General features: G+C 31.4%; 5 protein-coding genes. 3 read left to right on the plus strand and 2 right to left on the minus strand.

Annotated elements, in window-relative coordinates; genetic code table 11:
• Both QZU83_RS09370 and QZU83_RS09375 read left to right on the plus strand, forming a co-directional pair.
• A partial coding sequence (locus tag QZU83_RS09370) for an AMP-binding protein (RefSeq protein WP_295611732.1) occupies nucleotides 1-2,931 on the plus strand: 2,931 nt, incomplete at its 5' end.
• A gap of 12 nt (nucleotides 2,932-2,943) precedes the next feature.
• Entirely contained in the window at nucleotides 2,944-4,560 is a 1,617-nt protein-coding gene (locus QZU83_RS09375) for an MATE family efflux transporter (RefSeq protein WP_295611734.1), read from the plus strand.
• Nucleotides 4,561-4,806: 246 nt separating this feature from the next.
• Here QZU83_RS09375 and QZU83_RS09380 read toward each other — a convergent pair whose 3' ends face one another.
• Nucleotides 4,807-6,681, minus strand: a complete 1,875-nt coding sequence (locus QZU83_RS09380) for a sensor histidine kinase (RefSeq protein ID WP_295611735.1) — start codon at nucleotides 6,679-6,681, stop codon at nucleotides 4,807-4,809.
• A 564-nt stretch (nucleotides 6,682-7,245) separates the two neighbouring features.
• Between QZU83_RS09380 and QZU83_RS09385 the strand changes: the two genes are divergently transcribed.
• Nucleotides 7,246-8,634: a DHA2 family efflux MFS transporter permease subunit gene (locus QZU83_RS09385; RefSeq protein WP_295611737.1), complete on the plus strand. Its 1,389-nt coding sequence runs from the start codon at nucleotides 7,246-7,248 to the stop codon at nucleotides 8,632-8,634.
• Nucleotides 8,635-8,736: 102 nt separating this feature from the next.
• Here the strand turns inward: QZU83_RS09385 and QZU83_RS09390 are convergent, their stop codons facing one another.
• Nucleotides 8,737-11,007, minus strand: coding sequence for an ABC transporter permease (locus QZU83_RS09390; RefSeq protein ID WP_295611739.1), 2,271 nt, complete (start codon nucleotides 11,005-11,007; stop codon nucleotides 8,737-8,739).
• Between the last annotated feature and the right edge of the window lie 977 nt (nucleotides 11,008-11,984).

Below are 11,984 nucleotides of genomic sequence, written 5' to 3' on the forward strand. Positions count from 1 at the left end.
GTTTCATTGAATGTCTATGATGATGGTGAAGAAATCAACATTGTTCTTGAATATAATGACGAATTATATAGTGAAGAATATATTCAGAACTTCTTGCTTTCAATGAAACGGATATTGGTTCAATTCTTTGTAAATGATATGGATAAATTAAGACTTTGTGATGTCCAATTGGTAGATGAAGATGAATTGCCTGAATTCGTTGAAACTCAAAACAAGATTCTGCATGAACGCTTTGAAAAGCAGGTTGATGAAAATCCGGATAATGTTGCTTTAGTTGCATGTGATGTGACATTAACTTATGGGGAACTTAATCAAAAAGCGAATAGGATTGCAAATGCTTTGATTAAGGAAGGTGTAGAACCTAAAAATAATGTTAAAAGATTGTTAAATGAGGTTGATGCTTCTAATCCTGATGTTGTTGTTTCTCCGGATGATTTGGCTTATATGATTTATACTTCAGGATCTACAGGAAAACCTAAGGGAGTAATGATTAGTCATGAAAACATATGTAATGAGATGTCTAATCCTAAATCCGAGTATAATAGTATTTTATGTCTTGCTACAATATCATTTGATGCAGCTGTTGAAGATATTTTGACACCTCTTTCTAATGGATTGAAATTGGTGTTGGCTGATGATAATCAGGTTAAGAATGTTCCTGATTTAATAGTGTTGCTCAAAAAGGAAAAACCTGAAACATCAGATATTACTCCATCAAGATTGGCATCATATTTGGAAGTTCCAGAGTTTTGTGATGCAATAAGTTGTTTAAAAGGTTTATTTATTGGTGGTGAACAATTTTCACGTGGAGTATATGAAAAATTCAAAAGATACTCTGATGCTAAAATATATAATATTTATGGGCCGACTGAAACTACAATCACCTCAAACATCAAGGAAATCACAGACATAAATGACATAACTGTCGGTCCTCCTTTAACCAATTATGTCACTGATGTTCGTGATATTGATGGAAAACTGGTTCCTAATGGTGTAATGGGTGAGTTGTATATTGGAGGTATGGGTGTAGGAAAAGGATACTACAATATGCCTGAAAAAACAAAAGAGGTATTCATTACAATAAATGGCATTCCATACTACCGTAGTGGAGACTATGCAATACAAATGCCAAATGGTGAAGTGGCCATTCAGGGAAGAATTGATGACCAAATCAAACTCCGTGGATTGAGAATTGAGATTGGTGAGATTGAGTCTAATATCAGTAGATATCCTGGAATCAAACAAAATACAGTAATTATTCGTGAAATTAATAATAATGATCATTTGTGTGCTTATTTCACTGCAGATGGTGAAATTGATATTAATCTCTTAAAAGAATTCTTGAAAGATAAATTGACTTATTATATGATTCCTACTGTGCTTATGCAGATTGATGAAATGCCGCACACGCCTAATGGTAAAATTGACATAAAAAGATTACCTGAACCTAATCTGGAGTTGAATTATGTTGCTCCTGCAAATGAACTGGAACAACTGTTATGTTCAATATTTTCCATTACTCTTGGAGTGGAAACTGTTGGAGCAGAGGATAACTTCTTTGAAATTGGTGGAACTTCTCTTATTGCATCTAAATTAATCATTGAATTATTTAATAGGAATTTAACTATCAATTATGATGATATATTTAAAAATCAGACTCCTAGAAAACTGGCGAAATTGCTTTCAGGCGAAAATCAGGGCACAGATTTGGATTTGGATATAATTGAAAACTATGACTATACTAAAATCAATGAGCTTTTAAGTGAAAATACTTTGGAGAATTTTGTCAATGGTCAAAAAGAAGTCATTGGAAATGTTTTACTGACAGGAGTTACAGGTTATCTTGGAATTCATATATTGTATGAATACATTAAAAATGAGACCGGAAGAATATATTGTATGATGAGGAAGGGTAGTTTTGATTCTTGTGAAGACCGTCTGATTGATTTGATGGATTATTACTTCGATGAAGACTTTTCTGATTTAATAGGTTCCAGAATCATTTTATCTGAAGGAGACATTACCAATTTAGACGATTTCAAAAAATTGAAAGATTGTCCAATTGATACTGTAATCAACTGTGCAGCGGTTGTAAAGCACTTCACTGCAGACAATTACATCTTCAAAGTCAATGTTGATGGTGTAATCAACGGACTTAAATTTGCCAAATCAAAAGACATCAAATATGTCCAGATTTCAACAGTAAGTGTTCTTTCACCACCTACTGATTATGAGGAATCATTGGATGTTAAATTTGATGAACAGACATTATACTATAAGCAGGACTTATCCAATAAATACTTAAACAGTAAGTTTTTAGCTGAAAGAATGGTATTGGAATATGCTGTAAACGGTTTGAATGCTAGAATAGTGAGGGTAGGAAACCTCATGGGCCGGTATGATGATGGTTTATTCCAGAAAAATATGGACACCAATGCATTTTTAAGCAGTATAAAAGCCATAAATAATATCAAATCTATTTCAGAAAGTATGAATTATGAAAAAATCGAAATGAGTCCTATTGATTATGTTGCAAAGGCAATATTGGCATTATCAAAAACACCTGCTGAGTGTAGAGTATTCCATTGTGTAAATCCGAACATGATTTGCAACGGTGATATTGTTGAGGCTTTAAATTCATTTGGAAATGATATTAAGATGGTGAGTGATGAGGAATTTATTAAAATATGTAAGAATAATATGGATGAAAATATTCAGGGTTTAATTACATCTGATTTATCAATTAAAGATTTGTCGGATGAAATGGAAGAAGAATTTGAAGATTATGGCGAAGAATTTGTTGAAATGAATTTAAAAACAGATCAAACTTGCGAAATTCTTCACTCATTGGAATTTGACTGGCCTGAATCAACCCGGGATTACCTTAAACGAGTTATAACATATTTGAATAAATTTGATTTTTTTAATTAGTGGGAGATTTATATGAGTAATGAAATAATAAATATTAAATTTAATGATTTGCTGCTGCCAACGCTTTTGGTTGCTATGACATTGAATATTTCTGCAGTTGTTGATTCGTTTTTCGTAGCTTCTTTCATTGGAGAAAGTGCAATAGCTGCAATTGACATTTTAGAACCTGTAATGATGTTGATAACAATTATTGAATGGTTATTGGGATTGGGTGGTCAAATTTTAGCTTTAAACATGAAAGGCAGTTTCGATGAGGAAGGAAGTAATAAATATTTTACAGTATCTGTTGGAAGTACTATCATCATGTGTATAATTTTAGTAATTATAGCGCATTTTGCCGGAGATGCTATACTTAACTTTTTGCATCCTCCTGCTGATGCTATGCCATATCTCAAAGCGTATGCACCAATTTTATTTTTATGCTTCCCAATTTCTACATTGTTGGGTGTTTTATCCCAGTTTATTCGTGTAGATGGACAGCCAAATTTTGCATCTTTTTTAATGATTATTGCAACTGTAATTAATGCAGTGTTAAACGCCATATTCCTGACACAATTTCACATGGGCATTACTGGAGTAGCAATAGCTACAGTTATAGGATATGCTTTAGCATTACTCTTTTCTTTAAAGTATCATTTCGATTCAAAAAGAACATTCAGGTATGTTTTTTCAAAAATACCTGTCATAGAATGGTTCAAATCTGTTTGGAGAATGTGTAAAGTTGGATTTCCAAGTGCAAGTTCCGGTTTGTTTCAAGTGGTAGTGATTTTCATAATTAACAGAATTCTTACAATATATATGGGTTCTGTTGGTTTAGTTTCATATGTTGCATGCATGGATTCTCTTTTAATCACAGGTATAGTGATTATTGGGTTTATTGAAACATTTGCATCAATAATACCTGTTTATTATGCTCAAAATGACTATGGAAATATCAAATACGCATATAATAAAGCAGTACGTGCATCATTGATTTTTGCAATTATATTTACTATAATACTATGGATTAACCCGGATTTATTCTTGATGTTATACAACCTTCATACATCTCCACATGTAGAAACATTCAGATGGTCACTTAGAATATTCTCATTATCATTTGTTCCTGCTGTATTCGGAAATGCTTTTATTTTTTATTACGAAGCAATCGAAAGAAGTCTGCTTTCTGTAATTGTCTCTGTAATTTCCATGTTTATTGGACCATTGGTGATAATATTTACTTTATTGCCTTTTATAGGAGTTAACAGTATTTGGATATCCTTTACAGCATCCACTGTTTTAGCGCTTGTTGTAATGGTCATTGGCATAAAAATTATTGAAAGAAGAGAAAAGGAATACTCCGGAATGCTTTTGTTTAAGGAAGATCTGATTCCTCATACTGAATATTTCACTTTGCATGGTAAAAATGATGAAACTGAAGTGATGGGTCATTTAAAAAGTCTTGAATGCACTGCCGAAGATTATAAAAACATTGAAGCAATAGTAAATTGCATCTTTGATAATAATGATGCAGATACCATTATGGAGATTATGGTCATTGACTATGATGACAATGTCAATGTAAACATTAAGGATACAGGTAAGGAAGGCTTATTTGATGAAATCAAAATAAACAAAAAATCTGGATAATAAATTAACGATATGGGTCTTTCAAGACATGAAATGGGGGAATTGACACATTTAAATGGTTTATTTATAATATTATGAATTCCATTGGACAATCATTTTCTAAAATTGCATATATTTAACTTTTAAGGGAGGGTATTCAGTTAAAGTGGGTTGGGTTAAAAAATAAGAAAGATTTCATAGCTAAAAATAAGAATAATAAACGACAAGTTTGGATTTTTTCAACAGTCAAAATCATGTTGGAATTGATTAGTCATGTATTGTATGTGCCATTTTTATAGGGAAAGTTAATTTATATTCAGTCCCGTTTCTATATTCCACTAATTTAATTTCGCCGTCCAATTGTTTGGTGAGGCTTTTAATGATTGTGCAACCCAGATTTTTAGAAATGTTCTTAGGATTGTCAATGCCTACACCATTGTCTTTGAATGTCATTTGGAGGGTATTTTCATCGATTTTGGTTATGATCTTGGTAATCTTCTTATTTTTAATTGTTTCATCTGGGAAGGCATGTTTTAGGGCATTCATAATTAATTCATCAATGATTAATAATAATGGGGTGATAACTTCAATTGTTAAATTGAGGTCTTCATCAATTATGGATTCAAATTCGACGCTATCGTTCATACTAACTAAATTTTTAATTTGATTGTCTTGGTCTTGCATGAAATCGTTTAGATTAATATTTTTAAAGTCCTGGGTATTATAGGTCTTTTCATGCAATAGCGCCAGTGAAGTTAGGCGTGTCTGCATATGCTCTATGATTACATCCGGTTCGTTATTATATACTCTTTTTTCTAAATTTAGGAAACTATTGAGAATTTGCAGATTGTTTTTAACTCTGTGGTGAACCTCTTTAATTAACATTATTTTATGTTCATTAGATTCACGCAATTCTCGCTGCTTATTCATTTCATCGGTAATGTCTGATAAAAATCCGAGGCTATGATTCTTTTTGCTAAATTCAAAGCGTTCAATATACAGTTCACATATTTTCTGATTATTTTCATCCCCATCGACATTATATGTGAATGTTTCATCAATTCTGTCCAATTCTCCTTCAACTAATCTGATAATCTGTTTTTTTGTTTCATCTTCAACGATATTGTTGATAATGTCAAGGGAGTGAACATAATCTTTTGGATTTTTATTTATGAAATAATAAAATCCTTCTGAAAATTCAAAATGTTTGGGATTTAACGGTTCGATTAACAATGCCAGTTTCTTGCTGTTTTTAAAGCCCTGTAATAGGAAATCAACAGGTTTTGTCATGGATTTTTTAGAATATTGGGTTACATCGTTAAATAAACCGTAACGGCTGATTAGGGTCCCGTTTTCATCGAAATTAGAATATAGGTTAATTTCAAGATACTTTAAGGTTCCATCTTCGGTTTTGATTCTGATGAGGTCTTCATGATGAGTGGTGTCAGTATCCATAATTTTTAAGATTTTTTCAATCAGTTCCTTGTCTTCTGGAATGGCAAGGTCAAAAACAATGTTGTGATAATCGTCATAATCTTCTCTAGGGCGATTTATGATGTTATAAATTCCTTGTGTCCATGTATATTTTCCATCAATTCTACGGTAACTTCCAGTTTGTGTGAAGTATTCCATCATGTTGACTTTATCCTCGGCATACTGAATTTTTTCAAATTCGTCGGAAGTGCCCTTGTCGGTGTTGATGTGGTCTGCAAAAACAAATATCCTGTTCATTTCATAAAGAATCTTGACAATGGTGATTTTGGATAACTTTTCCACACCATAATAAAAGACATGTATCACCTTGGTTTCTTGAGATTTGTAGGCTTCATGGAGATATTCATGAAAGATTTCATAAAAAACCGGCGAAATCTTGCTTAATAATCTTCCTCGCACATCATCCAATTGGAGATTTCCTCGATTAAGTATAAAGTTCCCTGCTGATTTGATTATAAAATCATTTCCATCGTTATGGGGTATTAAAATGTTTACATCCATGGGGATATTGCTTATGAGCTGTGGATATGGAACTTCATCGACATGGAATTCAAGGGGTGTTGGATTATATAGCTCTTTTTCATTAATATCATAAATACGAAGTTCATCAATATTTTCTAATCTTCTATAATCTTTATACATTTTCATTTAAATTACCCTAATTCCACTTTATTATTAATCTGAACACTAAAAGTAACTCCATTTTGGATGAAACATCCTGTTTGAACAATTGAAAATTATTATATCGAATGTTATATTATTATATATGTAAATTGTAGTATTTATATTGATTATAATTCAGTTATTGTGAAGTAAAATTATAGATGTGCAGGTTGATATTTTTGGAATATATGTCATCATATTTTGGACTTCTGTTTGCGGTAAATTCCACTTCAAAATCTCAAAGAACATGTCTATTAATGCAAGAAAACTCTGAGCTCTACAAGGCACGATGAATTGCACAAATGCAGGTATTAATTTTCAAATGATTCAGATGAAATTTAAATAACATGATAATAAAAATAATAAATGACAAGGACAAATTTAAATTAACTTTTTTAATGATAATCAAATTTAAAAAGCAATATTAATTAATCTGTCTGAACTTTCGCAACAAGAGTGATAGCACGTAATCCTATACTCATTACAGTATACGGCCGTAAAGTAAGAATCCTCAACTTCTATAAATTAGACATAGTTCAAGTGAAAATTATGCAATTTAAAAACAACACTGGTTTAATAACTTTAATTATAATTATACTGGCTTCTTCAGTTACTTTAATATCACAAAGTATTGTAACAACAAGTTTGCCTTATTATATGGATGATTTTGCAGTATCTTCTGCAACTGCACAATGGACGTACTCCATATTCCTGTTGGTGCTTGGAGTAATGATTCCTCCAACTGCATACATTACAAAAAGATTTAAAATCAAAACAATATTGTTAACATCCCTTGTATTATTCATGATAGGTTCGGTGGTTTGTTTTTTATCAACAAGCATTGAAATGATGATTGTTGGAAGAATACTGGAAGCTATGGGAACTGGTATCTTATTGCCAATAGGTCAGATATTGATTTTCAGGATAATGCCCGAGGAAAAATGGGGATTTTTCATGGGATTAATGGGATTTCTTGTTGGAATTGTGCCTGCAATGGGGCCGACAGTAGGAGGAGTTATAGTTGATTTATATAACTGGAGAGTTATTTTTGAATTTTTGGCAATAATTGCTGTTGTAATCTTAATTTTGGCAATGCTTTTTGCAAACTTTGAGCTTGAAACTGAAAATTATCCTTTGGATTTTCCTTCATTGATATTATCAATACTGTTTTGTGTAGGGTTAATGATTGGATTTTCAAATATTGCAGAGTTCGGATTCAGCCTAACTCATGTAATTTTACCAATTGTTGTTGGAGCAATATCATTAATAATATTTGTCAATCGTCAAAAAAAGATTGAAAAACCTTTGATCAACTTGACTGTGCTGAAAAATAGGTATTTTGTATATGGAACTGTTTTTGCATCATTGCTCTACTTTATAATGTGCGGAATCAATGTAATGGTGCCTTTGTTTGTTCAAAATGTAGCATATTATTCTTCAACAGAATCTGGACTCATATTGTTCCCTGCAGCAATTATTATGATAGTGTTTAATTTCATAGGTCCTGTATTGGCTGATAAAATTGGAATAAAACCTGTTTTAATAGCTTCATCAATTTTAAATATAATCTGTTTCGCTGCCATGATGAGTTATAATATGAATTCCTCGTTCGAATACCTGTTAATTACTCAGCTAATCAGGGGAATCGGCTGCGGACTTGGTCTATCTCCGGCTATTACTTGGGCAATGAGTGTTGTAGCAGGGGATGTTGAAGATGCAACAGCGATTAACAACACTGCAAGGCAGGTTATAGGTGCAATAGGTTCATCCATTACAGTTGTGATAATGCAGATACTGGCAAATGGAAAAATTACTCACAATCAGATTTCTGTCAATTCATTTAGCTTAACTTCCTTGATGATGATAATTATAACGGTAATATTATTAATAATAACCATACTGTTTATAAAAAATAAAAATGACATTGTGGAGAGTTAGAATAATTTATATTTGGCATTAATTTTTTCTAAACTCCTAAACTTTTGATTTCTTGATGTTTCAGATTGAACTTAAAAAATGAAAATATTATAAAAAATATTGTCATTCACTGGCTTTTAGTGATTCTACCATGTCTAACTTCTTAATTTTATTTGAAAACATTAGGTTTACAAGTATTGATATGGAAAATGTAATTGAAGCAGATAATATGAGATTTGTAATGGTTAATTTGGGTATTGTATAAAATGAATTTCCTGAAGAGGCCCACATTAGATCCAGGACATAGATGCCTAAAGGCACACCAAGTATAAATCCTATAGTTGTAAATATTAGGTTTTGTGTTAATAGCAATCTTCTCAATGCATTGCTTTTAAATCCCAGTACTTTAAGTGTTGCAATTTCCCTTTCAATTTCTGTAAATGAGAGTAATCCTAAATTATACAAAACTATGACTGCCAAAATACATGCGAAGAGGGATAATATGTAAATTAACACCCATGCTGTTTCGGTTATTTCATCCCATCTCTTTTCAATGTCATCAAGAGTAGTGGTTGATTTAAAGCCCTCATATGTTTTGTTAACGTGCTGTGAAGTTATGACACTGGTTGGAGTGTAATTAAGGTTAAGTTCTTCCAATTTATTTGGGGACATGATTAAACCCTGTGATATTGGGTCTGCATGGATTTTATCAATTTTTGTATTGACCCATTTGTTCGATCCCATGATGTGCCATTTAACGGTGTTTCCAATGTCTATATTTAACTGGTCTGCCATTTTTTGTGAAATTGAAACTTCATCATTTCCAATTTCTATTTTATTCTCATACTTGTCTGTTGGCGTTATTAAATCCGTGCTGTTTGAAACCAGAATATTTCCCATTTTTTTCGTGTCATCTGTTTCGAGTTCAATTTTCTCCTCCATTATTTTGTCACCGTTAACATCACTGGCTACTTTATCAATTTGGGATATTGTTGCGTTGGCATCAATCATTAATTTTGAATCATAATGATTAATTTGATTATATTCCCATTCTTTTACATCATTCAGCCCATCATATAATCCAAATGCACCAATTAAAAGTGCACTACAACCCATAACACCTATAATGGTCATCACGCTTCTCAATCTGTTTCTTTTAGCATCTCTATAATTCCAGCGGAAATTGAATGATAGTTTTTTCCAAATCTTTAATCTTTCAATGAATCCTGAAGTTGATATTTTAGGCGCTTTGGGTTTAATGGCATCGGAAGGTTTTTCTTGTGAAATGCTTGAAATGGCACGATATGAAACTGCAAGTGAAAATATGGTCATTAAAACTATTAGATATATAAAATTCATATTTCCGGTAGGGCTCCATAAAGGTAGTTTATATGTTTTAATCATTGATGGATAGAATATTGGAGGTATTATTTTTGGCCCTAAAATCAAACCCAAAATGGAACCGGTTAAAACTAACCAGAATCCATACGATATATAATGCAGAGTTATGGTACTATTTTTAAATCCATTGGCTTTTAATATTCCTATTTGCATTCTTTGATGTGAAATTATCCTAGTCATTGTTGTCAAGAGGATTAGCATTGAAACAATGAGGAACACAACCGGGAAAATATCAGCCATCATTTTGTGTTTGGCAATTTCTTCTGAAAATTGATAAACACTTGGATGGTCTGATTGCTTAACAAATGTGCTGTAATATCCATTTAAACGATAATCTAACAATTTGGAATATGTATCTGGGGAACCCTCAAATTTAACGTTTAAAACATTGTATGGAACTGTATCTTCGGGAAATGCTTTATGGGACATATAAGCAAAGCCGATTTTATTGTAATCTTGTATCATAGAATGGTCTGATGTATGATAAACGTATTCCGGTGAATATCCTAATCCTTTAATTTCCTTATCAATTACATACCCTTTACTTTCAAAGCTGATGCGGTCTCCGATTTTTAATCCTTTGGCATCTGCAAAGCTTTTATCAAGCCATACTCCATCACTGTCATTAATGTCCAGTGGTTTGCCTTCCAATAAATAGAATTTGGATATGGTATTGTTTTCAACAAAGTGCAGCGTAATTTCGGGGTCATTTTCGAAGTCAGCTACTGAATCAACAACCAATTGCCTATCCATTTGTGTAGTTGGGCCTAAAAGATTCACTTGTTCCAGAAACAAATCATTCAAATAAGGTGAATAAATCCAACCATCTGCCAAGTTGGTTTCTTCATAATAATCGTTTATGTTGACTTCAAGACCTATGCATTCGCTACTTATTCCGGTAAAAACAAGAAATCCTAAAAATGCCATTAAAAAAATAGATATGAATTGGGATTTGTGTTTGAATATGTCTCTTACCATCTTTTTTCCAAGCATTTACTCACCATTATACTACTTTCAATTTGAATATTTAATTATGTTCACTTTCCCGTTTTTATATTGAGTTACACTAATTTGCAGTTGTATTCTGATTGCTGATATATATTTAAGCAAATTCGAATCAATACGGTTGTTTTTGAATTGAATCTCATTTCATTATATAAGTCATTGTTGTTGATTAGCAATTATATTTCTTATTGTCTTGGTTAGTGAATTATGAATTCTTAAAAATATTTAAAATGGTTAAATTGTTTAAACAGAGTGTTTTTGGAACCATTTCATTTTCATTCATAAATCCTGATTCATATTAGCTATTCTTTTGAAATGGATTATTCGATTCATGATTTTGTTTAGATTGAGATTCAAAATATCATACATTAATTGTTAAATTTTATTATATCTCACATCATATATTAATTATTATTTTTTTCAATAGTTTTAGTTCAATCATTTAGTCGTAGCGAAAATATAAGGCCTATTATTGCGGGTACATGACTCTTTTCATTTCATCTGTGGGATTTTGTCAACTATTTTTTCTTTAATACTTGTTTCATTTTGTAATTCTTTCACATCTGTTGTTTGCTCAAGCGATTCTTAATATTCTTTACTGTTTGATTGTAATTAATCTATATCCGGATGGTTTTGAAATATCTCCTTTTCAATGAATATGCTTTAGACAGATGAGGATGTGAAAAATTTCATCATTTGGCAACATGTTGTGATTCCAATTGAACCAATATTAGTTTGTTCATTATAATGCCTATCTTTTTTTACTAAATAATAATATTTTTTTTTAGATAAATTATTTATTAGATAGTTTTAATAATATTTATTAGTTAATGAATTTGAAGGTTTGATAAAATGGATGATAAAACAAATGATTTTTTAAGTGAATATTTGTCAGAATTATGTCTGGATTTTGATGAATCAACTTTAATTTCTTCAAATAAAAATGGAGAAAAAGAAAAAGGTAT

The sequence above is a fragment of the uncultured Methanobrevibacter sp. genome (assembly GCF_902771435.1).
Lineage (GTDB): Archaea > Methanobacteriota > Methanobacteria > Methanobacteriales > Methanobacteriaceae > Methanocatella.